Source organism: Mesorhizobium ciceri biovar biserrulae WSM1271 (assembly GCF_000185905.1).
GTDB lineage: Bacteria > Pseudomonadota > Alphaproteobacteria > Rhizobiales > Rhizobiaceae > Mesorhizobium > Mesorhizobium ciceri.
The window spans coordinates 163487-188079 of sequence record NC_014923.1 but is presented as its reverse complement, the minus strand read 5'-3'; the positions used below and the strand labels follow the sequence as shown (position 1 = coordinate 188079).

General features: G+C 63.2%; 23 protein-coding genes. 11 read left to right on the top strand and 12 right to left on the bottom strand.

Features of this window, described 5'->3' with window-relative positions; genetic code table 11:
- Positions 1 to 56: 56 nt before the first annotated feature.
- From MESCI_RS00870 to MESCI_RS00855, 4 genes are all read right to left on the bottom strand, one after another.
- Positions 57 to 911: a hypothetical protein gene (locus tag MESCI_RS00870; protein ID WP_013528047.1), complete on the bottom strand. Its 855-nt coding sequence runs from the start codon at positions 909 to 911 to the stop codon at positions 57 to 59.
- 69 nt (positions 912 to 980) lie between these two features.
- On the bottom strand, positions 981 to 1643 hold the full coding sequence (locus MESCI_RS00865) for an HAD family hydrolase (protein ID WP_013528046.1): 663 nt from the start codon (positions 1641 to 1643) through the stop codon (positions 981 to 983).
- On the bottom strand, positions 1643 to 2128 hold the full coding sequence (gene dut / locus MESCI_RS00860; RefSeq protein ID WP_013528045.1) for a dUTP diphosphatase: 486 nt from the start codon (positions 2126 to 2128) through the stop codon (positions 1643 to 1645). The genes MESCI_RS00865 and dut overlap by 1 nt, the downstream gene beginning before the upstream one ends.
- A gap of 165 nt (positions 2129 to 2293) precedes the next feature.
- Complete coding sequence (locus tag MESCI_RS00855; RefSeq protein WP_013528044.1) at positions 2294 to 2764, bottom strand: Lrp/AsnC family transcriptional regulator; 471 nt, start codon at positions 2762 to 2764, stop codon at positions 2294 to 2296.
- 115 nt (positions 2765 to 2879) lie between these two features.
- Here MESCI_RS00855 and MESCI_RS00850 point away from each other — a divergent pair, with 115 nt between their 5' ends.
- Positions 2880 to 3128, top strand: coding sequence for a DUF6356 family protein (locus MESCI_RS00850; RefSeq protein WP_013528043.1), 249 nt, complete (start codon positions 2880 to 2882; stop codon positions 3126 to 3128).
- Positions 3129 to 3463: 335 nt separating this feature from the next.
- On the opposite strand, the gene MESCI_RS00845 is transcribed toward MESCI_RS00850, so the two are convergent.
- Positions 3464 to 4540 (bottom strand): NAD(P)/FAD-dependent oxidoreductase, encoded by a 1077-nt coding sequence (locus tag MESCI_RS00845; protein WP_013528042.1) that lies wholly within the window; start codon positions 4538 to 4540, stop codon positions 3464 to 3466.
- 121 nt (positions 4541 to 4661) lie between these two features.
- On the opposite strand from MESCI_RS00845, the gene MESCI_RS00840 reads away from it, so the two are divergent.
- The 3 genes from MESCI_RS00840 to MESCI_RS00830 all read left to right on the top strand — a co-directional run bounded on the left by MESCI_RS00840 (position 4662) and on the right by MESCI_RS00830 (position 7877).
- Complete coding sequence (locus tag MESCI_RS00840; protein WP_013528041.1) at positions 4662 to 5258, top strand: TetR/AcrR family transcriptional regulator; 597 nt, start codon at positions 4662 to 4664, stop codon at positions 5256 to 5258.
- Positions 5255 to 6184, top strand: a complete 930-nt coding sequence (locus tag MESCI_RS00835; RefSeq protein ID WP_013528040.1) for a haloalkane dehalogenase — start codon at positions 5255 to 5257, stop codon at positions 6182 to 6184. The genes MESCI_RS00840 and MESCI_RS00835 overlap by 4 nt, the downstream gene beginning before the upstream one ends.
- A 100-nt stretch (positions 6185 to 6284) precedes the next feature.
- Entirely contained in the window at positions 6285 to 7877 is a 1593-nt protein-coding gene (locus MESCI_RS00830) for a peptide chain release factor 3 (RefSeq protein WP_013528039.1), read from the top strand.
- A 75-nt stretch (positions 7878 to 7952) separates the two neighbouring features.
- On the opposite strand, the gene MESCI_RS00825 is transcribed toward MESCI_RS00830, so the two are convergent.
- Positions 7953 to 8423 (bottom strand): VOC family protein, encoded by a 471-nt coding sequence (locus MESCI_RS00825; RefSeq protein WP_013528038.1) that lies wholly within the window; start codon positions 8421 to 8423, stop codon positions 7953 to 7955.
- A 268-nt stretch (positions 8424 to 8691) separates the two neighbouring features.
- Between MESCI_RS00825 and ilvD the strand changes: the two genes are divergently transcribed.
- On the top strand, positions 8692 to 10536 hold the full coding sequence (gene ilvD, locus MESCI_RS00820) for a dihydroxy-acid dehydratase (protein ID WP_013528037.1): 1845 nt from the start codon (positions 8692 to 8694) through the stop codon (positions 10534 to 10536).
- 164 nt (positions 10537 to 10700) lie between these two features.
- On the opposite strand, the gene MESCI_RS00815 is transcribed toward ilvD, so the two are convergent.
- On the bottom strand, positions 10701 to 12455 hold the full coding sequence (locus MESCI_RS00815) for an ABC transporter ATP-binding protein (RefSeq protein WP_013528036.1): 1755 nt from the start codon (positions 12453 to 12455) through the stop codon (positions 10701 to 10703).
- Between the two features lie 169 nt (positions 12456 to 12624).
- Between MESCI_RS00815 and MESCI_RS00810 the strand changes: the two genes are divergently transcribed.
- Together MESCI_RS00810 and MESCI_RS00805 are read left to right on the top strand one after the other, a co-directional pair.
- Positions 12625 to 13926, top strand: a complete 1302-nt coding sequence (locus MESCI_RS00810; RefSeq protein ID WP_013528035.1) for an amidohydrolase family protein — start codon at positions 12625 to 12627, stop codon at positions 13924 to 13926.
- 149 nt (positions 13927 to 14075) lie between these two features.
- Positions 14076 to 14999: a DMT family transporter gene (locus MESCI_RS00805; RefSeq protein ID WP_013528034.1), complete on the top strand. Its 924-nt coding sequence runs from the start codon at positions 14076 to 14078 to the stop codon at positions 14997 to 14999.
- A gap of 7 nt (positions 15000 to 15006) precedes the next feature.
- Here MESCI_RS00805 and MESCI_RS00800 read toward each other — a convergent pair whose 3' ends face one another.
- Positions 15007 to 15909 (bottom strand): phosphotransferase family protein, encoded by a 903-nt coding sequence (locus MESCI_RS00800; RefSeq protein WP_013528033.1) that lies wholly within the window; start codon positions 15907 to 15909, stop codon positions 15007 to 15009.
- A 103-nt stretch (positions 15910 to 16012) separates the two neighbouring features.
- Between MESCI_RS00800 and MESCI_RS00795 the strand changes: the two genes are divergently transcribed.
- A complete protein-coding gene (locus MESCI_RS00795; RefSeq protein ID WP_164753586.1) occupies positions 16013 to 16645 on the top strand; it encodes a class I SAM-dependent DNA methyltransferase in 633 nt (210 codons plus the stop codon).
- A gap of 1 nt (position 16646) precedes the next feature.
- Here MESCI_RS00795 and MESCI_RS00790 read toward each other — a convergent pair whose 3' ends face one another.
- Together MESCI_RS00790 and MESCI_RS00785 are read right to left on the bottom strand one after the other, a co-directional pair.
- Positions 16647 to 19100, bottom strand: a complete 2454-nt coding sequence (locus MESCI_RS00790) for a GcvT family protein (RefSeq protein WP_013528031.1) — start codon at positions 19098 to 19100, stop codon at positions 16647 to 16649.
- Positions 19097 to 19984, bottom strand: a complete 888-nt coding sequence (locus MESCI_RS00785) for a phosphotransferase family protein (RefSeq protein ID WP_013528030.1) — start codon at positions 19982 to 19984, stop codon at positions 19097 to 19099. The genes MESCI_RS00790 and MESCI_RS00785 overlap by 4 nt, the downstream gene beginning before the upstream one ends.
- 403 nt (positions 19985 to 20387) lie before the next feature.
- Between MESCI_RS00785 and MESCI_RS00780 the strand changes: the two genes are divergently transcribed.
- Complete coding sequence (locus MESCI_RS00780) at positions 20388 to 21164, top strand: DeoR/GlpR family DNA-binding transcription regulator (RefSeq protein ID WP_013528029.1); 777 nt, start codon at positions 20388 to 20390, stop codon at positions 21162 to 21164.
- On the opposite strand, the gene MESCI_RS00775 is transcribed toward MESCI_RS00780, so the two are convergent.
- Together MESCI_RS00775 and MESCI_RS00770 are read right to left on the bottom strand one after the other, a co-directional pair.
- Positions 21161 to 22060: an NAD(P)/FAD-dependent oxidoreductase gene (locus tag MESCI_RS00775; RefSeq protein ID WP_013528028.1), complete on the bottom strand. Its 900-nt coding sequence runs from the start codon at positions 22058 to 22060 to the stop codon at positions 21161 to 21163. The two genes, MESCI_RS00780 and MESCI_RS00775, sit on opposite strands and share 4 nt — an antisense overlap.
- A complete protein-coding gene (locus MESCI_RS00770; protein WP_013528027.1) occupies positions 22050 to 22499 on the bottom strand; it encodes an RrF2 family transcriptional regulator in 450 nt (149 codons plus the stop codon). The genes MESCI_RS00775 and MESCI_RS00770 overlap by 11 nt, the downstream gene beginning before the upstream one ends.
- A 263-nt stretch (positions 22500 to 22762) precedes the next feature.
- Here MESCI_RS00770 and MESCI_RS00765 point away from each other — a divergent pair, with 263 nt between their 5' ends.
- Both MESCI_RS00765 and MESCI_RS00760 read left to right on the top strand, forming a co-directional pair.
- A complete protein-coding gene (locus MESCI_RS00765; protein WP_013528026.1) occupies positions 22763 to 23419 on the top strand; it encodes a DedA family protein in 657 nt (218 codons plus the stop codon).
- Positions 23420 to 23494: 75 nt separating this feature from the next.
- Complete coding sequence (locus tag MESCI_RS00760; protein ID WP_013528025.1) at positions 23495 to 24406, top strand: LysR family transcriptional regulator; 912 nt, start codon at positions 23495 to 23497, stop codon at positions 24404 to 24406.
- The last annotated feature ends 187 nt before the right edge of the window (positions 24407 to 24593 follow it).

Genomic DNA, 24593 nt, shown 5'->3' with positions numbered 1-24593 from the left:
GTGGCCGAGCGGATTTTATCCTGCTCCATCTGGCCGGGCAAACGAATGCGGTTGGTTCAGAAGCGTTTGGCGTTCTCTCCTGCCAAATTGTTCAGCGCGTCGGAATCCTTGGCGTAGTGCGACGTTGTCTTGTCCCAATGATAGGTGACGGAGATGTCGTGAGATTCAGGTTTGGGCGGCTGGTCATCGCAGCTTTCGTCGTTCACGACGGTGGCATCGGTCACCGTTACCTTGATCGCCGCATGGCGTCGGCCCTCTGCGATGGCTTTAAAGGCAACGTCCTGCGTCCGGCTATAGGCACACACGTGCTCGTCGAACAAATAGATGATGTCGATCAGCTTCAACTTGTCCCTGGCGACCATAATCAGCGGGACGATCATATAGTTCTGGTTTGAATTGGAATGCGAACTCTCGATCATGAGGATATCATCATTGGCGCCGATGCCGAGCTTGCCGGGTTCGCGGAAATAGGTGCTGCGGTCGAGGGCGACATTGGCGGCGTCGAGCAGCCTTGGTTTGCCCGTAATGTCGTAGAGCGCTAGCACCGCATAGCCTTCTGCGCTGTCTGAGGAATCGCCGAGATCGAACAGCATGGTCAGGCGGTCCTTGCCTCCCGCCTTGATGGCAAGCACGGAGGCATTGGAAAAGCCTGAGGTTTCGGGCGGCGAGCCGCCGCTGTCGGGTCCCTCGATATGGCGCATCGCGATCGGCAGCCCGCCCCTGTAAAAGCCATTCTTGTCGGCGGCGAGGTCTGGAATGATCATCCTGGCGAGGTCGAGATAGGTGATGTCTTTTTGGCCGGGCAGTGGGCTGCCGAGCTCCGGAAGGCTGGCGTCTTGCGCGCCGGCTGCGGTCCACAGCAATGGCAGCAGCATCACGGCGAGGATGAAGCGAAGCAGGTTCGTCGGCATGGTCGCCTCAGGCTGTCGGGCGCGCGGAACGTAGCACAGCCTCCCAACCCGTCCAGTCCGTCAGCCAGCTCAGTGGATCGGCACCAGCCCGGCCAGTTCGCGCATGTCGTCGAACAGGATGCCGCCGGCCTGGATAAGGCCGTCGCGGTCGGAATAGGGATCGGCGTGATAGGAAAACACCCGCATGCCGGCCGCGATGCCGGCCTGCGTGCCAGCGACGCTGTCCTCGATGACGATGCAGTCGGCAGGTGCAAAGCCCACGGTTTTCGCAGCATGCAGGAACAGGTCCGGAAACGGCTTGCCGCGCGCGACCATCGTTGAGGAAAACATCGCGTGTTCGAACAGCGGCAACAGCCCGGTCTGGCCAAGTGTGATGTGCATCTTCGACACCCGGGCCGAGGTGGCGACGCAATAGGCGATCCCGGCTGACCGCACGGCCTCGACGAATTCGCGGACATAAGGGATTGCTTCGACGCCGTGGGCGAACAGGTCTGGCAGGCCGGCGTTCCAGCGATCGACAAAATCGGCGCCAAGCCTGACGCTGGTCTCTTCTTCGATCTCTTTCTGCACCGACGCCATGCTGCGGCCGGAGAAATTCTTGCGGCAATATTCGAAGCTTGTCGGATAGCCGGCAGCGGTCAGCCATTCGGCAAGGCGCCGATTGGCCAGGTTCTCCGTATCGACCAGGATCCCGTCGCAGTCGAAGATGACAAGTTTAGGCAGTTCAGGCATCAGGCGGTGCCGGTCGATCCGAACCCGCCCGCGCCGCGCGCCGTGCCGCCGGCCAGGTTGCGCTCTTCCACGGCGGCTTGCGTCACCGCGGCAAAAACGATCTGGGCGATGCGCATGCCGCGCGTCACGGCAAAGTCCTCATCGCCGAGATTGATCAGCAGCACCTTCACCTCGCCGCGATAGTCGCTGTCGATGGTGCCGGGCGTGTTGAGGACGGTCAGCCCATGCTTGAAGGCAAGGCCCGAGCGCGGCCGCACCTGGCCTTCCATGCCTTCGGGAATTTCCAGGATCAGCCCGGTCGGCACCAGAGCGCGTTTTCCGGGCAGGATCAGCAGCGGCCGGTCGTCCGGCACCGCGGCGCGCAGATCCATGCCGGCAGCACCGGTGCTTTCATAAGCAGGAAGGGGAAGTCCTTCAGCATGCGGCAACCTGACGAAGCCGACGGTCGGACCGATGACGGAGGGAGTTTGAAGGGCTGCGCGCATAAAATCGATCCTATCGGCGCGAACGGCGATTCGGTCAACTCGCCCGCAAGCCTATCAACGGCTTTCTTTCAGGCATCAGTATGGCCTGAGGTGTGTTGAGATTCAGGTCAGGCCGAGTCGAAACCCGTCGTTTGCAGGCCGGCATCACCTGAATATCGACATATCTTAGCGCACTTCCATCGGAACCACCGTCGTCTCCTTGATCTCTTCCATCACGAAAGAGGCGGAAACATCAGACAGCGCCACCTTGGCGATCAGCCGCTGGTAGAGCCGGTCATAGGCCTTCACGTCGGCGACGCGGGCGCGCAGAACGTAGTCGAGGTCGCCGGACATGCGGTAGACGCCGATGATCTCGGGAAAGCCGGTCACCGCCGCCCGGAATCTCTGCAGCCACTCCGGATCGTGGTTGGACGTGCGGATCAGGATGAAGACGGAAAGGCCAAGCCCGAGCTTTTCGGCATCGACCAGCGCCACCCTGCCGGTGATGACACCGGCCTCCTCCAGCCGCTTCACCCGGCGCCAGCAGGCATTGCGCGACAGCGCCACCCGTTCCGACAACTGGTCGACCGACAGCGTGCCGTCGCGTTGCAACTCGGCGAGCAATTTCCGGTCGATTTCGTCAATTTCCAGCGCCATGTGGGATATTTGTCCCATGCGTCACCGAAATACAAGGACATTTTGAGACCGATGAACCGGCGAAGCATGTCAGGATACTCATATCAGGAACTTCAAGCGCTGAAGGGGAACCAGCATGTCGGTCGCAAGGATTTTCACCTCTCATCCGGCCAAGGTCGGCGAAACCTATTTCAGCCACATGGGCTTTGCCGCCTGGTTTTCGTCGCGCCTGTTGATGGCGGCGGGCGCCGCGCTCGTTCATGCTTTCTTGCCATTTCTGTTTGAAACTACCGCCAGCCGAATCGTTCGCGAGCTTTACGAGCGGACGCACAACAGAGGCACGCACGCGACCAAGGAGCCTGCGGCTCTTATGGATCGCGCCTAGGCGATCCCGCCATCGAGCTTCGTCACCATGACCAGGGACGGGATCAACATTCGGCCTTTTGCTCCGGCCGTGGCGAAGCTGGCGTTGGCCGGGTAGTTGCAAATTGCGGCAACGCCGCGGGCCAGCGCCCCCCTCTGTCCTGCCGGACATCTCCCCCTCAAGGGGGGAGATTGGATGTCGCGACGGCTTTCGCCAATCGCCGACCTTGCGGGACCGAGCGAGGCGCCGAAACTGCCAATCTCCCCACTCGAGGGGGAGATGTCCGGCAGGACAGAGGGGGGCGCCGTAGGGCGTTAACCTATACAGACATCGGCCGACGCTACCGTCCGTCCGGGTTATTGAGCAAACCGTCCCAACCCGTAAGGCGCGAGCAGCGGATCGCGCTCGCCATCAAGGATTTCGCGAGCGGCAAACAGGCCGACGGCCGGCGCCAGCGTGATGCCGGAATGCATGACGCTGACATAGACGCCGTCCATGCCCTCGGCGCGGCCTACGATTGGAAAGCCATCGATCGGCGTCGGCCGGTAGCCGACCGTGTGGAAATCGAGTTCCAACCCGTCGCTGTCGCGCAGCATGGCTTTCATGGCCGCAAACAGCGCGTGGGCGGTGGCTTCGGCATCCATGCCCGGGTCGGCGCCGCCGAAATCGGAACCGGCGATGATACGGCCCTCGGCGGTCTGGCGCATATGCAGCCGCTCGGCCAGCACCAGTCCGTTCAGCAGTTTCTCGTAGGGCCGCGAGTGGACGATCAGGCCAGGTGGCGTCTCGAGCGGCAGATTTATGCCGGCGGTGGCGGCAATGCCCGCCGAGCCGACGCCGGCCGCGATCAACACCTCGTCGGTGGCAAGCAGCCCATGCGATGTGTCGACGCCCGAAATCCTGCCACCTGTCTGGACAAGCGCCGTCACCGTGCTGGAGATGATCCGCGCGCCGCGTCGTTCGGCATCGGCCAGCAGCGCCTTCGTTGCCGCGACCGGCTCGGCAACGCCCTCTTCGGCGACATGCAAAGCGACGTCCGGGAGTTCGGTGAGATTAGGCTCTATACGGGCCGCGCCGGCGCGGTCGACGCGCTCGATGCCGTAGCCCCAGGCCGAATGCTGCGCGGTATAGGCTTCCATGTCGGCCGCCGATAGATCCCAGCACAGGCCGCCGCACCAGTTGAGCGGCAGGCCGGGCACGTCCCGCGCCAGCCGCGACCATTCGGCCATGGCGCGGGTGCGCAGCCGGAAATAGGGCTCCGGATTGCCCCAGGTGGCATTGATCCAGGCAAAGGAGTTCGGCGTGGCGACCCCACCGGCGGCGCTGTCGGCGGCGATGACCGTCACCTGTGCGCCTGCCCTGGTCAGGTGCCAGGCCATGGAAGCACCGATGATGCCGGCGCCGATGACGATCACTTGTTTCACCGCAGCCATGTTCGCTCCTCAAACTCGCCACCCCCTGAGGGACACTCTTCCAGTGCCACCCCCGCTTGCCAACATCGGCAACGCAAATTATTCGGCTTGACATCAATACGTACGTACGTATTATATCGGTATGGCCAGACAATCACTCCGCGAAAACCTCCTTGACGCCGGGTTCCGGACCATCTGGAATTCCGGCTATGCCGCCGCCGGTGTGCGCGACATCGTTGCCGCCGCCGACGCCCGGCCCGGCTCGTTCACCAACCATTTTGCCTCCAAGGAGGAGTTTGCCGGGGAGGTGCTGGACCGCTATTTCGCCTATGTCGGCACGTTGGTCGAGAAAGCCTTGGCGCAGGACGGCACGCCGCCCATCAGCCGGCTGAGGCGCTACGTCGATGTCATCACCTCGAAGCTTGAGGCGCATGATTGGGCACGCGGCTGCATGATAGGCAATCTCAGCCTCGAGACCGCGGTCCACAGCGAGCCGCTGCGCCTGCAACTCGTCGACATCTTCGAACGCTGGCGCCAGCCCTTCGCCGCCTGCATCGCCGAAGGCCAGGCAGCCGGCGACATCTCCAAGACCTTCGAGGCCGAGGACCTTGCCGACTTCCTGCTGTCGTCTTGGCAGGGCGCCATGCTGCGCATGAAGGTTGAACGTAGCCCCGCGCCGCTCGAGCGGTTCAAGAAAATCATCTTCAGCACAGTTTTTGCAAAGGAGCCGACCCCATGAGTTCGAAAGCCAACATTTCTCAAGCTGGCGTCGCTGCACCGAGACGCTCGCAGATCGCCGTGCTCGATTCGACCATGTCCTATGTCGAGACGGGAGCGTCCGGCCCCACCGTTCTGTTCCTGCATGGCAATCCGACCTCATCCCACATCTGGCGCAACATCATCCCGTATGTCGCGCCGCTCGGTCGCTGCATCGCGCCCGACCTGATCGGCTACGGCCAATCCGGCAAGCCCGATATCGATTATCGCTTCTTCGATCACGTCCGCTATCTCGACGCCTTCCTGGACGTGCTCGACATCCAGGAAGTGGTGTTGGTCGCGCAGGACTGGGGCACGGCCCTGGCTTTCCATCTCGCGGCGCGGCGACCGCAACGCGTGCTCGGCCTTGCCTTCATGGAATTCATCCGACCCTTCGAGCGCTGGGAGGATTTTCATCAGCGCCCGCAAGCCCGCGAAATGTTCAAGGCGCTGCGCACGCCGGGTGTCGGCGAGAAGCTGGTCCTGGAAGACAATGTCTTCGTCGAAAAAGTGTTGCCGGCCTCGGTGCTGCGTACACTGAGCGATGAGGAGATGGCCGTCTACCGGGCGCCGTTCCCGACACCGCAATCGCGAAAGCCGGTGTTGCGCCTGCCTCGGGAATTGCCGATCGAGGGCCAGCCCGCCGACGTTGCCGCCATCAGCGAACATGATCATCGCGCACTTCGGCTCTCCACCTATCCGAAACTGCTGTTTGCGGGCGATCCCGGCGCGCTGATTGCACCGCAGGCCGCACGCGAATTCGCCGCCGGGCTGAAGAACTGCCGGTTCATCAATCTCGGACCCGGTGCGCACTATCTGCAGGAAGACCATGCCGACGCGATAGGCGGCACCATTGCCGGCTGGCTCCCCGAGGTCGTTCAGGCGAGCCGCACGGCCGAATTGGCCTGAAGCAAGCCATGGCTTCCGGCGGCTTCCCTGCCGCCGGACCGGTCGACAGGCCCGCACTGCGCTGCTAGAAGCCCGGCCTGTCACACGGAAATCCCAGAGAATGCCCGAAGCAATAGAAGAAGAAGTGGCGCGCCGCCGCACCTTCGCGATCATCGCGCACCCGGACGCCGGCAAGACCACGCTCACCGAAAAGCTGCTGCTGTTCGGCGGCGCCATCCAGCTTGCCGGCGAGGTCAAGGCCAAGAAGGACAAGATCCAGACGCGGTCGGACTGGATGAAGATCGAGCGTGAGCGCGGCATTTCGGTCGTCACTTCGGTGATGACCTTCGAGTATGAGGACAATGTCTTCAACCTGCTCGACACGCCCGGCCACGAGGATTTCGCAGACGACACCTATCGCACGCTATCGGCGGTCGACTCGGCCGTCATGGTCATCGATGCCGCCAAGGGCATCGAGCCGCGCACGCTGAAGCTTTTCGAAGTCTGCCGGCTACGCGACATCCCGATCATCACCTTCGTCAACAAGATGGATCGCGAAAGCCGCGATCCGTTCGAGATTCTGGATGAGATCGAGCAGAAGCTGGCGCTGGATACGGCGCCGATCACCTGGCCGATCGGCCGGGGCAAGAATTTTTCCGGCACCTACCATCTGGCGCTGAACGCCGTGCGCAGGGGCGACGACGAGAAGGAGCGCACGCCGGTCAACGGTCCCGATTCCAACCGCGTCGCCGGCCTTTTGCCGGAGAACGAGCGCGAGGCCTTCATCGAGGAGCTGGAGCTGGCGCGGGAAGCGTGCAGACCCCTTGATATAGAAGCCTTCCGCGAGGGTCACCTGACGCCGGTCTATTTCGGCTCGGCGCTGCGCAATTATGGCGTGCGCGACCTGATCGAGGCGCTCGGCGCTTTTGGACCGCCGCCGCGTGCTCAAGAGGCCGACACCCGCAAGGTCGAGGCGACCGAAGAGAAGATGACGTCCTTCGTCTTCAAGATCCAGGCCAACATGGATCCCAACCACCGCGACCGCATAGCCTTCGTCCGCGTCTGTTCGGGTAAGCTCGAGCGCGGCATGAAGGCCAAGCTGGTACGCACGGGAAAACCGATGTCGCTGTCGGCGCCGCAGTTCTTCTTTGCCCGCACACGCGTCACCGCCGACGAGGCCTTTGCCGGCGACGTCGTCGGCATTCCCAACCACGGCACGCTGCGTATTGGCGATACGCTGACCGAGGGCGAGGAAATCTTGTTCCGCGGCGTTCCGAATTTCGCCCCGGAAATCCTGCGCCGTGTCCGCCTCGGCGACGCGATGAAGGCCAAAAAGCTGAAGGAAGCGCTGCACCAGATGGCAGAGGAGGGCGTCGTGCAGCTGTTTTCGCCCGAGGACGGCTCACCGGCCATCGTCGGTGTCGTCGGCGCGCTGCAACTCGACGTCCTGAAGGAACGGCTGAACTTCGAATACACCCTGCCGGTCGAATTCGAGATGTCGCGCTTTTCCGTGTGCCGCTGGATCTCGGCCGACGACAAGGCCGAGGTCCTGCGTTTCATCGAGGCGCATCGCGGCGACATCGCCCGCGACCTCGACAACGACCCGGTGTTCCTCGCCCAGCACGCCTTCTCGCTGAACTACGAAGCGGAGCGCTGGAAGGCGATCAAGTTTGCCACGATCAAGGACTATCAGGTCCGCGACAGAGCGGCGTAAGTCGCGCTTTTTCCTACTCCCCGTTCACGGGGAGAAGGTGCCCGAAGGGCGGTTGAGGGGCGGCGCGACCCTCGACTATCCTCTGGCGGCTTCTTCGATCTTGGCGATGTCGATCTTGCTCATCTGCATCATCGCCGACATCACGCGGCCGGCCTTGGCCCGGTCCGGATCCAGAAGCAGGCGCGGCAGCTGCTCCGGCACAACCTGCCAGGAGACGCCGAATTTATCCTTCAGCCAGCTGCATTGCGATGGTTGGCCGCCACCTTCGATGAGCTTGTCCCAGAAGTAATCCACCTCTTCCTGCGTCTTGCAGTCGATCGACTGCGACATCGCTTCGCTGTGCTTGAACTGCGGTCCACCATTGAGCGCCTGGAACTGCACGCCGTCGAGTTCGAACGTGGTCACCAACACCTTGCCTGCATCGGCGTGGCCTTCGGGCCAACGCATCACGCTCAGCACCTTGGAATTCTTGAAGATGGAGACGTAGAAGTTCGTGGCCTCTTCGGCCTGGCCGTCGAACCACAGGCAGGTGGTGATCTTTTGCATGTCGTGCTCCTCGGATTGCTCTTTTGCTGTTACAGGGAAAACGGCCGACTCCGAGAATGGTGCCGTTGCCTCGCCGTTTGCCCAAGGACGGCCGCGCGCGGTGCAATCCGACACCAGGATGCATTTTTTTGTAAGATCCGATTCTTGGAGGAATCTGGCGCATTGCAAAATTGTGGCCAGACCATACTTGGGCGTCTATAACGCCTGCGGTCCGAATTCAGCTCTGCCGCGCCATTTCTGGGCTGCGGCCAGCCACCAAGGAAAAAACATGCCTGCCTATCGTTCCCGCACCACCACCCATGGCCGCAACATGGCCGGCGCTCGCGGCCTCTGGCGCGCCACCGGCATGAAGGACTCGGATTTCGGCAAGCCGATCATTGCGGTGGTCAACTCCTTCACTCAGTTCGTGCCGGGCCATGTCCATCTGAAGGATCTCGGCCAATTGGTCGCGCGCGAGATCGAAAAGGCCGGCGGCGTTGCCAAGGAATTCAACACCATCGCCGTCGATGACGGCATCGCCATGGGCCATGACGGCATGCTCTATTCGCTCCCGTCGCGCGAGCTGATCGCCGATTCCGTCGAATACATGGTCAACGCGCATTGCGCCGACGCCATGGTCTGCATCTCCAATTGCGACAAGATCACGCCCGGCATGCTGATGGCCTCGTTGCGCCTCAACATCCCGACCGTCTTCGTCTCCGGCGGTCCAATGGAAGCCGGCAAGGTGGTGCTCGCCGGCAAGACGCAGGCGCTCGATCTGGTCGATGCCATGGTCGCGGCCGCCGACGACAAGATCTCCGATGAGGATGTCAAGGTCATCGAGCGCTCGGCCTGCCCGACCTGCGGCTCCTGCTCGGGCATGTTCACCGCCAATTCGATGAATTGTTTGACCGAGGCGCTTGGCCTGTCGCTGCCCGGCAACGGCTCGACATTGGCGACGCATGCCGACCGCAAGCGTCTGTTCGTCGAGGCCGGCCACCTGATCGTCGATCTCGCCCAGCGCTATTACGAACAGGACGACGAAACCGCACTGCCGCGCAACATCGCCTCGAAGGGCGCTTTCGAGAACGCCATGACGCTCGACATCGCCATGGGCGGTTCGACCAACACCGTGCTGCACATCCTGGCTGCCGCGCATGAGGGCGAGATCGATTTCGATCAGGACGACATCGACGCGCTGTCGCGCAAGGTGCCGGTGCTGTGCAAGGTTGCGCCCGCCAAGTCCGACGTCCACATGGAAGACGTCCACCGCGCCGGCGGCATCATGGCGATCCTCGGCCAGCTCGACAATGCCGGCCTGCTCAACCGCGACCTGCCGACGGTGCATACGTCAACCCTGGGCGAGGCGCTCGACCATTGGGACATTTCCCGCACGACCAGCCAGAGCGTGCGCGATTTCTTCCTCGCCGCCCCTGGCGGCGTGCCGACGCAGGTCGCCTTCAGCCAGGAGCGCCGCTGGGACGAGCTCGATCTCGACCGCGAGAAAGGCGTTATCCGCTCGACCGAACATCCCTTTTCCAAGGATGGCGGCCTTGCCGTGCTGAAGGGCAATCTGGCGCTCGACGGCTGCATCGTGAAGACGGCGGGCGTCGATGAATCGATCCTGAAATTCACCGGCCCGGCCCGCGTGTTCGAAAGCCAGGATTCCAGCGTCAAGGCGATCCTGTCCAATGAGATCAAGGCCGGCGATGTCGTCGTCATCCGCTATGAAGGACCGCGCGGCGGCCCCGGCATGCAGGAGATGCTCTATCCGACCAGCTATCTGAAGTCGAAGGGCCTCGGCAAGGCCTGCGCTCTGGTTACTGACGGCCGCTTCTCCGGCGGCACCTCGGGTCTGTCGATCGGCCATGCGTCGCCGGAAGCTGCCGAAGGCGGTTTGATCGGACTGGTGCAGGAGGGCGATACGATCGAGATCGACATCCCGAACCGCAGCATCCGCCTGGCTGTCGATGAGGCGGAACTCGCTGCGCGCCGGGCGGCGATGGAGGCCAGGGGCGCCCTGGCCTGGAAGCCTGAGGAAAAGCGCAAGCGCAAGGTGACGACCGCCTTGCGCGCCTATGCCGCCATGGCCACCAGCGCGGCCAAGGGCGCGGTGAGGTTTGTGCCGGAGTGAGGTTTCTTCCTTCTCCCCTGTGGGAGAAGATGTCGCCGCAGGCGACGGATGAGGGGTGGTCCAGAGAACACCGACGTCTCACTCCGCTGGAACACCCCTCATCCGTCTCGGCGCCGCGCGCCGATCCACCTTCCCCCACAAGGGGGGGGAAGGGAAGAGAAGTGCTACGGCATCAACTGATACTCATAGAGCTTCTGATAGAGCCCGCCCTGCTTGAGCAAGGCCTTGTGCGGGCCGCTTTCCACCACCTTGCCGGCTTCGAGCACCACGATTGTGTCGGCCTGGTGCACGGTCGACAGACGGTGCGCGATGACGATCGTCGTGCGGCCTTCCGTCAATTGCTGCAGCGCGTCGCGGAACAGCGCTTCCGATTCGGCGTCGAGCGCGCTGGTCGCTTCGTCCAGCAGCAGGATCTCCGCATTGCGCAGCATGGCGCGTGCGATCGAGATCCGTTGGCGCTGGCCGCCCGACAGTAGGCCGCCATTCTCGCCGACATCCGTCTCGTAGCCTTTCGCCTGCGCGCTGATGAAGTCATGCGCGTTGGCCGCCTTGGCGGCGGCGATCACCTCATCGTCGGTCGCACCCTCGCGCCCAAGCCGGATGTTGTGCATGATGGTGCCGGCAAACAGGAACGTATCCTGGCTGACATAGGCGATCTTTTCCCGCAGCGATGCGAGCGTCGCATGGGAAATATCCTGACCGTCGAACAGCACCCTGCCGCTCTGCGGATCATACATGCGCATGATCAGGTTTAGAATCGTCGACTTGCCGCCACCGGAAGGCCCGACCAGCGCCGTCATCTTGCCGGGCGCAAGCGTCAGATCGAACCTGTCCAGCACCGGCGGCCCTTTCTGATAAGCGAAGTCGACGGCGTCGAACCGGATCTCGCCCGGTCCGGCCAGAAGCGGCTTCGCGTCCGGCTTCTCGACCAGAGTGAGCGGCTGGTCGGCGAGCTCGAACATCATGCGCACGCCGACAATGCCGCTTTCCAGCGATATACGCACGCGCGCAAGGCGCTTTGCCGGCTCATAGGCAAACAGGAGTGCCCCGATGAAGGCCATGATGTTTCCCGGCATTTGGCCGCCCTGCAAGACCAGGAAGCCACTGACGAAGATGGCCCCGGCAATTGCCAGCCCGGCCAGCGTCTCCATCACCGGGCTTGTCGCAGCCTCCAGCGTCGCGATGTTGTTGGCCCGGTTCTCGACGTCCGACACCGCTTTGTACATGCGGTTGCGCATTGCGCCTTCGAGGTTGAAGGATTTGACGACGCGCACGCCGATTGCCGTTTCCTGCATCACCTGCACGATCTGGCCGACCGAGCGAAACTCCATCGCGGCGAACTTGCGAACACGTTTCAGGATGCGGTTGACCCCGTAGATAGCCAAGGGGCCGACGACGAAGCAGATTATGGACAAGGCTGGCTGCTGCCAGACCATGACTCCTACCAGGACGACCAGCGACAACAGATCGCGCACATAGGACGTGACAACGAGGTCGAGCACGTTGCGTGCCGCCTGCGCATTGTTGGTCATGCGTGTGATCAGGTCGGACGACGAGGTCGAATGGTAGAATTCGATGCCTTGCGCCAGGATGCGGTCGTAGATCTTGCGCTGGCGGTCGGCGATGATGGCGTTGCCGACACGGCTCATGAAATAGGCCTGAATGAAGTTGGCGAGGCCCTTGAGGATGAAGATCGTGGCGACCCCGCCCGCAATCAGGTTGACCCGGTCAATCCGCTTGAAGACTACGAATTCGTCGGTGATCTCTTTGAGAATCCAGGCGCTGGCGCCGGTCGTGGCGGCCACCACAAGCATCGACAAGATCGCGGCGCCGTAGCCAAACCTGTGCTGATAAAAGGATTCCCGGATCAACCTCGCGACGAGGCGCTGGTTTTCCGTCGAGCGGAAGAAACGAAACAAACGGCGGATCCTTGAAACCGGGACAACGAAGGTGGCTTATAGAGGGAGTTGCGGCCGGATGAAACCATCCGCGGCCGCCGCGGACAAATCGCTGTTGCAAGCGGCATCGACGGGATGCGATTTTCAGCCTCGGCTATATCAGATGATTCTTTTGACGGGATGACGACGGATGGATTTCGACCTTATCGTTCGCGGCGGCACACTGCCTGATGGCAGGGTTGCCGACATCGGCATCAACGGTGAGACGATCGCGACGATCGAGCCCGTTCTCCAGGGTTCCGCGCGGACCGAGGTCGACGCCCGTGGCAATCTGGTCTCGCCGCCCTTCGTCGATCCGCATTTCCACATGGATGCGACGCTCTCCTACGGCATTCCGCGCATCAACGCGTCGGGTACGCTGCTCGAAGGCATTTCGCTGTGGGGCGAGTTGAAGCCGCTTTTGACGCATGAGGCGGTGCGTGATCGCGCGCTGGCCTATTGCGACTGGGCGGTGTCGATGGGCCTGCTCGCCATCCGCACCCATGTCGATGTCTGCGATGACCGCCTGCTGGCGGTCGAGGCGTTGCTCGAGGTCAAGAAGACGGTCGCTCCCTACATCGACCTGCAATTGGTCGCCTTCCCGCAGGACGGGTTTTATCGCTCTCCATCGGCGCGTGAAAACACCATCCGCGCGCTCGACATGGGCGTCGACATTGTCGGCGGCATCCCGCATTTCGAGCGCACCATGGCCGACGGCACGCGCTCGGTAACGGAGCTGTGCGAGATCGCGGCCAGCCGCGGCCTGATGGTCGACCTGCATTGCGACGAGACCGATGATCCGCTGTCGCGCCATATCGAGCAGTTGGCCTATGAAACGCAGCGTCTTGATCTGCAGGGCAAGGTCGCCGGTTCGCACCTCACCTCGATGCATTCGATGGACAATTACTACGTCTCGAAGCTGCTGCCGCTGATCGCCGAGGCCGGCGTCTCGGTCATTCCCAATCCGCTGATCAACATCATGCTGCAGGGCCGCCACGACACCTTCCCGAAGCGCCGCGGCCTGACCCGGGTCAAGGAGATGCTGGCGCTCGGCATTCGCGTCGGCTGGGGCCAGGATTGCGTGCTCGATCCCTGGTATTCGCTGGGCACCGCCGATATGCTCGATGTCGCCTTCATGGGTCTGCACGTCGCTCAGATGTCGAGCCCGGCAGAGATGGCGCGCTGCTTCGACATGGTCACCAACGTCAATGCCGCGATCATGGGCCTCGATCATCTCGGCCTGGCGGTCGGCAAGCGCGCCAGCCTTGTCGTCCTCGATGCCGGCAATCCGGTCGAGGCCCTGCGGCTGCGCGCCGAGCGCCTGTGCGTCATCGCCAGGGGCAAGGTGGTGGCGGAGCGGACGAAGCAGGAAACCAGGCTGTCCATCGGCGGAAGGCCGGGAATGGTGAACCGGCGGCACATATCCAGCTCCAATCAAAGAGATAGAGCATGATGTCGTCCGAAAACCGCTTCACACTTTTCGGCATCATGCTCTAGATACAGCCGATTCCCGGCGCTGGTCTTACCCATTGCCCGAATTCTCCTCGTCAAGGCAGCCACTTCCGTCTACGACGCGGCTACCAGGGAGGAATCGGGATCGGCATGACGCAGCCCGTGGCGCAGAATTCGACGATCAGGAATGTGCTTTTGGCCGGCATTCTGCTGATGCTGGCCGGCGATTTCCTGTTTGCGCTGAACGACGCCATGGGCAAATGGCTGGTCGCCAGCTTCTCCGTCGGCCAGGTGGTGCTGATCCGCTCCATCGGCGCCTTCTTCGTGCTCGGCCCGATGATCGCCAACCAGGGCCCGGCCAAGCTGTTTCGCATGGAACGCCTGGAGCTGCAGCTGCTGCGGGTGGTGATGACCACGCTCGACACTGCGCTCTTCTATGCCGCCGTGGTCTATCTGCCGCTGGCCGATGTGATGAGTTTCTACATGGCGGGGCCGATCTACGTCGCGGCACTCTCGCACCTCTTGCTTGGCGAAAAGGTCGGCTGGCGCCGCTGGATGGCGATCCTGCTCGGCTTCTGCGGTGTGCTGATCATGCTGAAACCGTCCTCGGCGGCCTTCTCGCTGTCATCGGGTTTTGCGCTGGTGGGCAGTATCTCCTTCGCCTTCGCCATCATCCTCAACCGCCGGCTGCGTGGCACCAGCGACACCAATCTGGTGACATGGCAGACCATCGGCACGCTGCTGGTCGGCGGCGTGCTGAGCATCGGCGCCTGGCAGACGCCGTCGGCGCTCGATCTCGGCGCCATGCTGCTGCTCGGCATCGTCTCCTGCGGCGCCCATCTGATGATCACCAGGGCGCTCAAGCTGGCGCCGGCCTCAACGCTGGCGCCGCTGCATTACACGCTGCTGCTGTGGGCGGTGGTGTTCGGACTGGTGTTCTTCGGCGACGTTCCCGGTCCGCGCATCCTGATCGGCTCGGGCATTGTCGTTCTCGCCGGCCTGTTCATCTTCCACCGCCAGAAAGTGGTCGAGACCACGGTGCCGCCCGAAAACGTGCCGAAGGGCGTGAATTAGTCCAGGCTCACCCCCGGCGGATCGCCGCCAGATGCCGTGAAAACTCGGACGTCTCCATCAGCGCCTTGCAGCGCGCGAACCGCCCGTCGGCATAGGCGCGAAAATCATCGACCGGGTTGTTGTTGGCGAGCTGGATCAGCCCCCACAGCGTCCACAACAGGTCGCACATCGCCTTGTAGATGACGATGCGGCCGCGCTGCGCCGGCCTCGCCTCGCCGCCGAAATAGGCGCGCATCATCTCTTCGTCTTGCGCCAGATCGAATTTACCTTCCACGGAGAGGTCGCCAAGGTCCCAGAGCGGGTCGTTCATGCCCGAATATTCCCAGTCGACGATCCACATCCGCTCGCCCGTATCGAGGAAGTTCTCGCACAGCGGATCGCAATGACAGGCGACAAGCGGCAGCGGATGGGCGGCCAGCGCCGACCGGACTGTCTCGGCCTCGCGCACCACGTCATGATAGCCGGCGGGCAGGGCGATCTCCTTGGTGGACAGCACCTTGAGATAGTCGTCGATCATCGCAAACAGCTCGAAGCGGAAGGGAAACACCGCGCCTGAATTGTGCAGCTTGCGAAAGGCCTCGCCGGCGCGGGCTGGACTGCCCGGCCGAACCTTGAATTTCTCCTCCGACATGGTTTCGGCGCCGGCGATGTAGCGTGTCACCATCAACCCGGTGCCGGCATCGACATGCAGCACCTCGGGACTGACCCCTGCATTTGCCGCCTCGCGCGCTGCCACCGCCTCGTTGGCACGGTTGATGTATTCCTCGGTGCCCTTGCCGGGAATGCGCAGGCAGAAGTCGCCGGCCTTGAAGACGAGGTTGGTGAGGCCGCCCAGCCGTTCCAGCGGCCCGCTGTAGCCGGCCAGCATGGGAATGGCGTCCAGTGCCGCACGCGCCTCGTCTGTAATCATGCCTGCGCCCCCACACACTGTTATTTGTCGCGGCAACGGTTCCACAATTTTCGCGCTTTGGCTATCATCACTGCGAGATCAAAAATTGGCGGACTGGATCAAAGTGGCGGACAGCAAACATCAGGGCGCGCTTGGCGCGGCCTACGCGGCAAAGCGGCCCGAAGAGGTCGCCGCACTTTATGATCGTTGGTCGCAGACCTACGACGCCGACATGTCGGCCGCCGGCTATCGCCATCCGACGATCTGCCTTGCGCTGCTGACCCGCCATCTGCCGCGCGGTTCAGCACCGCTGCTCGATGCCGGGGCCGGCACCGGTCTCATCGGCGAATGGCTTGATATTGCCGGTTACCCGCAAGTCGAGGCACTCGATATTTCACAAGGCATGCTGGATCAGGCAGCCCGCAAGGGTGTCTATTCCGCGCTCCATTGCCTGGCGCTGGGCGGTCATCTGCCCTTTGCCGATGATGCCTATGCCGGAGTGATCTCGGCCGGCGTCTTCACATCAGGTCATGTCGGCGTCGAGGGGCTGGACGAACTGATCCGCATATGCCGGCCGGGCGGCATCATCGTGCTGACGGTCAAGAACTCGCTGTGGGATCAGGGCTTCGCCACGCGCGTCGCTGAGCTCGAGGCGCAGGGCCTCGTCACCCGCGTCGAGGAAACGCGCCCTTATGTCTCGATGCCCGGCGAAGCCGACACCGTGCCCAGCCGCGGCCTCGCACTGCGCGTGACCTGACCTACGCTTTGACCCTCGCGCCTGCCGGGTCGTACATCGGCTCGAGGTGGATCCTGGCCGGCGTCCTCTCCATCGCAACCACCAGTTCGTAGTCGCCCGAGGCGAGAAAATCGTCGCTGACCCCGTCGGCGTTGCGCACGTAGCCGTAGCCGATGGTCTTGCCCAGCGTGTAGCCATAACCGCCGCTGGTGAGATAACCGACAGGCTCGCCATTGCGCAGGATGGTTTCGCGGCCGAGCAGCACGATCTCGGGGTCGTCGACCGTGAAGCCGGCAAAGCGTTTCTTCATTGCCGTGCCGCTGGTCTTCTCCAGCGCACGCCGTCCGATGAAATCCGTGTTCTTGCGCAGCTTGACCGCCCAGCCGAGCCCGGCTTCCTGCGGCGTGTCGTTGGGCGTGATGTCGGAGCCCCAGGCACGATAGCCCTTTTCCAGCCGCAGCGATTCCAGTGCCCGATAGCCGATCGGGCGGATGTCGTGCTTTTTGCCTGCCGCCATCAGCGCGTCGAAGACTTCGCCGGTGGCCGCGATGGGCACGTGCAGTTCCCAGCCCAGTTCTCCGACATAGGTGACGCGCAGCGCCCGAATTGTGTGGCCGGCGATGGCAATCTCACGCACATGGCCGAACGGGAAGCTCACGTTTGAGACGTCGGCTTCGGTCACGGCCGAAAGCACGTCGCGCGCCCGAGGACCCATCAGCGACAGCGTGCCGAAATCCTCGGTGACATCGACAAGCCTGGCATCGAGCCCTTCGCCGATATGATCGCCGATCCACGAGGAATCATGCGTGCGGAAGCCTGTGCCGGTGACGATGTAGAACTTCTCTTCGGCCAGCCGCGCCACCGTCAGATCGGCCTCGATGCCGCCGCGTGTGTTGAGAAGCTGCGTGTAGGTCAGCCGGCCGACCGGCTTGCTGACGTCGTTGGCGCAGACCCAGTCCAGCGCCTTCAGCGCATCGGGCCCGCTCAGCTCGTATTTGGCGAAGGAGGATTGATCGAATATGCCGACTTTTTCGCGCACATGCCGGTGTTCGTCGCCGACCGCCACAAACCAGTTCTGCCGGCCCATCGAATAGATGTCCTGCGGCTCGACGCCTTCGGGCGCGAACCAGTTAGGCCGTTCCCAGCCGAGCTTCGAGCCGAACACGGCATTTTGCTGTTTCAGCCTGTCGTAGAGCGGCGAGACGATGCGCGGCCTCCCGCTGGCATACTCCTCATGCGGAAAGCCGATCGTATAGTGTTTGCCATAGGCCTCCAGCGTGCGGTCGCAGACCCACTGACGGTCACGGTGCAAATTGGAAAAGCGCCTGATGTCGACCACCCACAGGTCGAGCGGTGCTTCGCCATCGACCACCCACTGCGCCAGCACCCAGCCGGCGCCGCCGCCCGAGGCGATGCCGAAGGCGTTGAAGCCGGCGCCGACAAACATGTTGGCGCATTCGGGCGCTGTGCCGAGAATGAAATTGCCGTCCGGCGTAAAACTCTCCGGCCCGTTGATCATCTGCTTGACGCCGACGGTTTCCAGTGCCGGCACGCGCGCGATCGCTTGGCTCATGTGCTGCTCGAAATGGTCGTAATCATCGTCGAACAGCCTGAATTCCCAATCATTGGGGACGTCACCGCCGGGGAGACCAGTAGCCCAGGCCTGCGGGTTCGGCTCATAGCCGCCCATCACCAGCCCGCCGACCTCTTCCTTGAAATAGGTGCGCCGGTCCGGATCGCGGATGGTCGGCGCGTCGGTCGCCAGTCCGTCGATCTTCTCGGTGATGATGTACTGGTGCTTCACCGGCTGCAGCGGCACGTTGATGCCGGCCATGGCGCCGACCTGCCGCGCCCACTGGCCGGCGCAGTTGACCACCTTGTCACAAGCAATGTCGCCCTTGTTGGTCTTCACCGCCGTGATGCGGCCGTCCTTCATTTCGAAGCCGATGACGCGGACATCCTCGAACAGTTTGGCGCCATGCATGCGCGCGCCCTTGGCCAGCGACTGCGTGATGTCGGAGGGGCTCGCCTGGCCATCGGTCGGCAGCCAGGAGGCGCCGACAAGATCGCCGGTTTCCATGAGCGGCCACATTGCCTTGACTTCCGCCGGTGATAGCAATTGCATGTCCATGCCGAAGCTTTTCGCCGTCGTCGCCAGCCTTTTGTACTCGGTCCAGCGGTCGGCATTGGTGGCGAGCCTGAGGCAGCCGGTCATCTTCCAGCCGGTGGCAAGGCCGGTCTCGGCCTCGAGGCCCTTGTAGAGGTCGACGGAGTATTTCAGCACGCGGGTGATCGAAGCCGACGAGCGCAACTGGCCGACAAGGCCGGCGGCATGCCAGGTCGAGCCCGAGGTCAGCTTGCCTTGTTCGAGCAGAACGACATCGGCTTTGTGGTCGCGCGCCAGATGATAAGCCGTCGAACAGCCGATGATGCCACCGCCGATGACGACGATGGCGGCCTGGGTCGGCAATGTCATGATTTCTGCATCCCGTACTTCGTTCTGTAGTTTTCCAGCGCCGTGTCGAGCCGGGCGAGGTTTTCCTCGGTGTAGGCGACGTAGTCGATACCGGGCGCGTCGAGATAGAGCTCGGACACCATGCTCCACGTCGCCTCGCGTAGCAGCGAGGCGCATTGCATGGCCGCGTGCGAACGGCGGATCGCTTCGTCCGGTTCTTTCATGAAATAGGCGGTCAGGAAGGCGAAGGATTCCTCGTCGCTCATGCCGGCGTTGGAGGCGGCGCCTGCGAGGTCGAACATCGCCGTGTTGAAGCCGGCATATTCGAAGTCGATCAGCCACAGCCTGTTGCCGTCGTCGAGAATGTTGGCCGGCAACAGATCATTGTGGCCAAAGACGATCGGCAGCAGTTTCTGCGCGCGCTCCAGTTCGTCGGCCAGCGTCAGCAGGCGCGGCAGGTCGCTGCGCTTGCGGCTGCCGCCTTCTTCAAGCGTGCGCGCATAGTCGCGAATGACATGGAACACCCAGAACATGAAGCCGGCGCCGGAGACGTGATTGGGCATCTCCCGGTGAAAGGCGCGCATCAGGGCTGCGACGCGGCCAAGATTGGCGCGTACGTCCTCGGCGAGATAGGTCTTGGCGCCGAGAAACTCTGTGACCATGATGCCCGGTTCGGCATGGCGGACGGCCGGCGCGAAACCGGCGGCATGCGCCGCCCGCGCCGTCATCACCTCGCGCTCGCGAAAGACATGGTGGAACGGATAGTCCTTGCCGAAGCGCACGACGTGTCGTCCCGCCGCGTCCGTGACCACATAATTCGCGTTGCTCAGACCGCCGGGCAGCGGTGCGATCTCGATGCCACCGGTCCAGCAGGGCAGGGCGCGGATGCGATCTTCGGCGGTCACGGAATCATCCCTGGTTTGCTGGGCTTCGACAAGGCGCCGTGAACAGCGCAACGACGGCGGGGAGAAACGTAAATAATCTCGTCGGTGCGGGACGCCAGGATCGGTATCCCGCACCGCACCGACGAGCCCCTTGGCCAGGTTTTTGAGCCCGGCATCCGCCCCCGCGGATCTGAAAATTCCTTGTACAGGCACGTTCCAAACGGCCTGATCGCTGAGTTGCGGCTCTGCCCCCAGTCGCAGATCTGAAGCCTGTTGATGTCTTTGATTTCACGCCAGGGTTTCCCGCTTGTCAATAAAAAGCTGTGACTTTTTTCGGGTATTTTGCCTGAAAGCATAAGGTAGTTCCTTTAAAAGCAATTGAATTACCTTAGAATCGGTCAAGAGCATCAGTTCGGGAAACCAGATGGCCCAGTCCAAACGACACGGCGAGATCCTGCGGCTCCTGCAGGAAGAGGGCACCGTCACCATCGCCAGTCTGGCCGACCGGCTGGGCGTGTCGCTCGAGACGGTGCGCCGCGACGTCAAGCCGCTGACCGGTGACGGCTCTGTCCTCAAGATGCATGGCGCCATCGGCCTGCCGTCAATGATCGGCGAAGCGCCGTTCGAGCGGCGCATGCGTGAGAACGCCGACGCCAAGCGCGTCATTGCCCGCATGGTCGCCGCCACCATCCGCGACGGGGAATCCATCATGCTCGACACCGGAACGACGACCTCGTTCCTTGCGCGTGAACTGCTCGGCCACCGGCGCCTGACGGTCGTCACCAATTCCTCGGACATCGCCCGCACGCTGGCCACCATCAACGGCAACAAGGTCTATATGGCCGGCGGCGAGCTGCGCAGCGATTCCGGCGCTGCTTTCGGCGCCTCGGCGATCGATTTTGTCAGTCGCTTCTCGGTCAGTCACGCCATCATTTCCACCGGGGGCGTCGACGCGGTGATGGGCGTCATGGATTTTGATCTGGATGAGGCCGAGTTCGCCCGCATGGTGCTGTCGCGCGGCCAGCGGTCCCTCGTCATCACCGATCACTCGAAATTCGGCCGTCTTGGTCTGGTCCAGGTCTGCGGCTTCGACAGCTTTTCCGAACTCGCCACCGACCGCTCGCCGCCGCACGACCTGGCCGCCGCCCTTGCGCAGGCCGGCGCCCGGCTCAGCATCGCCGGCGCGGAAGCCGGGTTCTAGCCGAAGACCAGCGATTGGTGGGCGCAGACGCCCGCAAAGGTGCCACCCGATACTGCAAAGGCGATGTTGTGCATCGAACGTGCCGCGTCGCCGGCGGCGTAGACGCCGGGCACGGTCGTCTGCTGCCTGTCGTCGACTGATATCACCGTGCCGAGGAGGCCTTCGGTGAAGCCGCAGCCGAGCTGTTCGGCCAGCGGGCTGGCCATGATATTGCGCGGAGCGGTGAACATCGCCCTGACGCCGGCCTTTCTGCCGTCGTCGAGGTGGACGATCAATCCGCCGGAGCCGTCTTCCTCTAGCTCGGCAACGCTGGTGGGCTCAAACCGCACCTTTCGGCTCTCCAGCGCGCGCATCTGCTCTGTGTCAGGTTCGAACAGGCCATTGCCGAACAGCGTGACATCGCCCCAATCGGTGATCAGCTGTGCCTGATGCATGGACATCGGACCGGTTGCGAGCACGCCGAGCGGCCCGCCGGAAACTTCGTAGCCGTGGCAATAGGGGCAGTGCAGCACGCTCTTTCCCCAGAGCTCGGCAAGTCCGGCAACCTCCGGCAGGATATCGCGCACCCCAGTGGCCAGTACCAGCCGTGCCGCGCCGAATGTCTCGCCACCCTCGGTGGTGATTTCGAAATCGCTGCTGCCAGCGGCAAGGGCCTTGTCGGCGCGCCCGTCGACAACCCTGGCTGCCGGATAGGCCAGTAGTTGGCGCCTTGCGTCATCCAGGATTGCGCCGGGCGCGCGCCCGTCATGTCCGAGGAAGCCGTGCGAATGCTCGGCAAAGCGGTTGCGCGGCCGTCCGGCGTCGATCACCAGCACCTTGCGTCCTGCCCGCGCCACTTGGATGGCGGCGGACAGGCCGGCAAAGCTGCCGCCGACGACGGCAAGATCATACTGCATGGCTGGAGACTCCAATGAGGTCAAAACGGCGGCGGAAATCGGCGGTCAGGTCAGCCAGCGTGATGCGGCTCAGCTTCTCCGCCAGCAGCCTTTCGGCGGCGATGCGAAAATCGTCGAGCACGGCGATCACCGCCTGCTCGACGAGGCAGCCGGGGCTTTCCGGCTCGGTGCTGAACGGCAGCAGCGTCTCGCCAAGGGCGACGCTGATCTCGGCCAGGGATATTTTCTCAGGCACCCGCCCGAGCAGCCAGCCGCCACCGTGCCCGCGCGACGAGGTGACGATGCCGGCGTCGCGCAAGCCTGCGATGGTGCGGCGGACCACGACCGGATTGGTGTGGATGAAGGTGGCAAGCTGCTCGGAGGTCAGCGCCTGTTCGGGCTTCTCGGCCATGTGGACGAGAATGTGCAGGGTAGAGGACAGCCGGCTGTTGCGCTTCATGTAACTTAGTTAGTTACGATTGGTGTCGATGTCAAACACGTCTCATCCGCGCCGGGGCGCAATGTCCACGCAATCCATTCGCGGCAAACAGAACCAGTCGGTGCGCGATTCGCCTCGTATGCCGGCGCCAAGGCGTCGGACCCGACATATGCAACGGATTTCGGGTCCGACGCTGACTGCAGCAAACGCCACGCCGACCGATCGAAGCGTTGGATCCAGGATGAAGGTTGCCTGATGCTTTGTCTTTTCTCCAGAGATGGACCGTGGCGCCGTTTGGTGTTGGCGTCACCATGTCGCTTCGCATGACGGGGCCGCTGGCGGCCATCCTCGGCTTCGGTCTGTTCGGCGTCTTCTGCCTCGCCTTCACCGAAAAGATCCTGCCAATCCCGCCCTCGCATGTGCTGCTGCTGTTCCTCGGCATGACGGCGGCGCCGGATGCTTCGACGCTGGCGATCCTGCTGATGGTGACGACGCTTGCGTCCGCCAGCGGCTGCCTTGTCTGGTATGCGGTCGGCCGCCGGGTTGGACCTGCCCGTGCCGACAGGCTGGTCGAGCGTTTCGGCAAGTACGTGTTCCTGCGCCACGCGACCTACCGCTGGCTCGGCCAGGCCTATCGGCGCAATCACGTCCGGGTGTCCTTGCTGGCGCAGTTCATCCCGACTGTGCGCAATTACCTGCCGATCGCCGCCGGCGCGCTCTGCCTGCCCGCGTTGCCCTTCGCGGCCGCGACGCTGCTCGGCGCCACGTTCTGGAACGCGGGCTTTCTCACCACCGGCTATCTGCTGCGCGGCAGCGGCCGGGACTCCTTCACGGTGGGCCTGCGCATCATTGTCATCGTCGTGGCTCTGGAGACGGCATTCATGCTTGCGCTGCGCTATGGCCCCGCATGCCGGCGGCGCATCAAGTTGGCGCTCGGTTGAGCGCCAGCTCTCAGGTCATGGGATAAGCTCTGCAGTCGGCTTTCCTTCGTTCGGCCGCCGGTGTTTAGTCCGGGCATGGCTTTCACCATCCGCCAGCTGCAGTTCTTCATCGCCGTTGCCGAGCAAGGCACGGTCTCGGGCGCCGCCCAGAACCTCTCCATCTCGCAATCGTCGGTCACCGAAGCAATCAAGGAACTCGAAAGCGATCTCGGCGTCGAACTGTTCGAACGCCACCCGCGCGGCCTCAACATCACCCACAAGGGTCACCAGTTCCTGCGCCATGCGACGAAAATCCTCGCCGATGTTTCCGACGCGCGTCGCTCTTTCTCCGGCGAGCAGGCGGTGGCGGCCGGCCGGCTGCAGCTCGGCGTCACCTCGCTGGTCGCCGGCTATGTGCTGTCGGATCTGCTCGCCCGCTACCGCCGTGCCTATCCGGGCGTCGAGGTCTCTGCCATCGAGGACAATGGCGATTATCTCGAACACCTCCTGATCGGCGGCAAGCTCGACATTGCCGTCATGGTCACCTCCAATTTGCGCGACCGCACCGCGTTGCAGTCGGAAATCCTCGAAGTCTCGGCCTATCGGCTGTGGCTGCCGCTCGGTCATCCGCTCGTCGGCGCCGACATCATCAGCATTGGCGACATTGCCTCCGAAACGCTGATCATGCTGACCGTCGACGAGATCGAGGAGAATACCGGCAAGCTGCTGACGGCGATCGGCGCCAAGCCGCATGTCGCCTTCCGCACCCGTTCCGTGGAGGCCGTGCGCAGTCTGGTCGCCACCGGTGCCGGCGTGGCGCTGCTGCCCGATCTCGTCTACCGGCCCTGGTCGCTGGAAGGCGACCGCATCGAATCGCGCGATATTTCCGGCTCCTTGCCGGTGGTCCAGGTCGGCATGGTCTGGCGGCGCGGCTCCGGTCTGCCGCAGGCCGCGCGCGATTTCATCGGTCTTGCCCAGTCGCAACGGACGGTCCGCCAGCGTCCCTGAGAGGCCGGCTGCACATCTATCGGAAAAATCGATATCGCCCTTCTGATAAATGAATTTGCGAAACCGGAATTTTCAAAGCACTTTCGGTTCAGGGACCAAAGCCGCCATCAGAGCGGCATCAAGCCCAACGGACGAACTGACAGTTTTCAGTCCGCGCGTGACCCCTAACGAAGACCGAAACCGGCTT

Excerpts from the sequence above, each read along its gene's own strand:
- MESCI_RS00870 (WP_013528047.1), bottom strand. The coding sequence starts at position 911 with ATGCCGACGAACCTGCTTCGCTTCATCCTCGCCGTGATGCTGCTGCCA.
- MESCI_RS00865 (WP_013528046.1), bottom strand. The coding sequence starts at position 1,643 with ATGCCTGAACTGCCTAAACTTGTCATCTTCGACTGCGACGGGATCCTG.
- dut (WP_013528045.1), bottom strand. The coding sequence starts at position 2,128 with ATGCGCGCAGCCCTTCAAACTCCCTCCGTCATCGGTCCGACCGTCGGC.
- MESCI_RS00855 (WP_013528044.1), bottom strand. The coding sequence starts at position 2,764 with ATGGCGCTGGAAATTGACGAAATCGACCGGAAATTGCTCGCCGAGTTG.
- MESCI_RS00850 (WP_013528043.1), top strand. The coding sequence starts at position 2,880 with ATGTCGGTCGCAAGGATTTTCACCTCTCATCCGGCCAAGGTCGGCGAA.
- MESCI_RS00845 (WP_013528042.1), bottom strand. The coding sequence starts at position 4,540 with ATGGCTGCGGTGAAACAAGTGATCGTCATCGGCGCCGGCATCATCGGT.
- MESCI_RS00840 (WP_013528041.1), top strand. The coding sequence starts at position 4,662 with ATGGCCAGACAATCACTCCGCGAAAACCTCCTTGACGCCGGGTTCCGG.
- MESCI_RS00835 (WP_013528040.1), top strand. The coding sequence starts at position 5,255 with ATGAGTTCGAAAGCCAACATTTCTCAAGCTGGCGTCGCTGCACCGAGA.
- MESCI_RS00830 (WP_013528039.1), top strand. The coding sequence starts at position 6,285 with ATGCCCGAAGCAATAGAAGAAGAAGTGGCGCGCCGCCGCACCTTCGCG.
- MESCI_RS00825 (WP_013528038.1), bottom strand. The coding sequence starts at position 8,423 with ATGCAAAAGATCACCACCTGCCTGTGGTTCGACGGCCAGGCCGAAGAG.
- ilvD (WP_013528037.1), top strand. The coding sequence starts at position 8,692 with ATGCCTGCCTATCGTTCCCGCACCACCACCCATGGCCGCAACATGGCC.
- MESCI_RS00810 (WP_013528035.1), top strand. The coding sequence starts at position 12,625 with ATGGATTTCGACCTTATCGTTCGCGGCGGCACACTGCCTGATGGCAGG.
- MESCI_RS00805 (WP_013528034.1), top strand. The coding sequence starts at position 14,076 with ATGACGCAGCCCGTGGCGCAGAATTCGACGATCAGGAATGTGCTTTTG.
- MESCI_RS00800 (WP_013528033.1), bottom strand. The coding sequence starts at position 15,909 with ATGATTACAGACGAGGCGCGTGCGGCACTGGACGCCATTCCCATGCTG.
- MESCI_RS00790 (WP_013528031.1), bottom strand. The coding sequence starts at position 19,100 with ATGACATTGCCGACCCAGGCCGCCATCGTCGTCATCGGCGGTGGCATC.
- MESCI_RS00780 (WP_013528029.1), top strand. The coding sequence starts at position 20,388 with ATGGCCCAGTCCAAACGACACGGCGAGATCCTGCGGCTCCTGCAGGAA.
- MESCI_RS00775 (WP_013528028.1), bottom strand. The coding sequence starts at position 22,060 with ATGCAGTATGATCTTGCCGTCGTCGGCGGCAGCTTTGCCGGCCTGTCC.
- MESCI_RS00770 (WP_013528027.1), bottom strand. The coding sequence starts at position 22,499 with ATGAAGCGCAACAGCCGGCTGTCCTCTACCCTGCACATTCTCGTCCAC.
- MESCI_RS00760 (WP_013528025.1), top strand. The coding sequence starts at position 23,495 with ATGGCTTTCACCATCCGCCAGCTGCAGTTCTTCATCGCCGTTGCCGAG.